General features: G+C 59.9%; 1 protein-coding gene. It reads left to right on the forward strand.

Features of this window, described 5'->3' with window-relative positions; translation table 11 throughout:
• Positions 1-115: 115 nt before the first annotated feature.
• A complete protein-coding gene (locus NW853_RS08420) occupies positions 116-661 on the forward strand; it encodes a hypothetical protein (protein ID WP_414348789.1) in 546 nt (181 codons plus the stop codon).
• The last annotated feature ends 411 nt before the right edge of the window (positions 662-1072 follow it).

Here is a 1072-nt window from a genome sequence, read left to right on the forward strand (position 1 = left end):
TAGAGGGGAATAAGTCACAGGGGCAGTAGAGGGGTGGGGCATGCTGGATGCGCGGGATAGCAGCTGTTATATGGCTGCCTGGCAGGTCCGCACAGATGGTATACCGATAGAGGGCGTGCTTGCGGAAAGCGGCATTACCCAGGTGCCTGCTCTGAGGGCCCTGGGTCTAAGAGGAACCTTCAGCGGCGACATGCAAGCCGCCTTTCGCTTTGCACCCAACCTCACCTGGCGGGAAAATAGCACTTTGCTGGCCTCAGGCCGCATCGCAAATGGCCTTTTTTACACGCCGCCCTTCATGCGGTGGCTAAGGCCCTTTTACATAGCCGCCTATCGGGACTCCATGGACTTCCTGGCCCGGGTGCCAGAACTCCATATCGTAGATGGTTATCTTCGCCTTCCGCCCGCCCTCGTGGTTACGCGGATAGCAGCTTTTTACATAGAGGGGACGCATCTCCTGGCCCAGGACCGCTTTTTGTACCGGCTTCAGGGGGCTCGCCTCTACCGAAAAGTCCAGCGCTACCCCCACTTAGAACGCCTCATGCCCTACCTCATAGAGCGCCTCCCCAGCAGCCTCTGGCTTTTCTACATCGAGAAAGACAGGGGGCGTGTGCGCTGGCAGTATCCGGTAAAGCTTCTACTCCAGCGGCTCCTGACGGGCTGAGAAAGCCTTGCAGAGCGGGAAGACCAGGAGACGAGCGTTAGCCTCCCCAGAAGGCCCCCTTAGTCTGCCAGGCTTCGCCTGTATCTTCGCAGGGTGGAAGCCCTGTACGAGGCTCTCCTGCGGGAGCGAATTGTCCAGCTAAGAGAGGAAGCGCCCTTTTTTCGATGGGCGTCGGGCCGGCTGAGTCCTGTGTATCTGGATTTCCGGCAATGTCTGGCCTATCCAGCCCTGCGGCAAGCGCTCGTAGAAGCGCTTGGGCAAAGGCTGGCAGAGAGGGGGCTAAACTTCCGGGGTATAGTTGGCGTGGCTACGGGAGGCATTAGCTGGGCGGCCTGGCTCGCAGATAGACTCGAGCTACCTATGGGCTATGTGCGCAGCACGCCCAAGGCACATGGCACCAGCCGGACCGTC

Source organism: Synechococcus sp. H55.11 (assembly GCF_047462475.1).
In the GTDB taxonomy this organism is placed as follows: Bacteria; Cyanobacteriota; Cyanobacteriia; order Thermostichales; family Thermostichaceae; genus Thermostichus.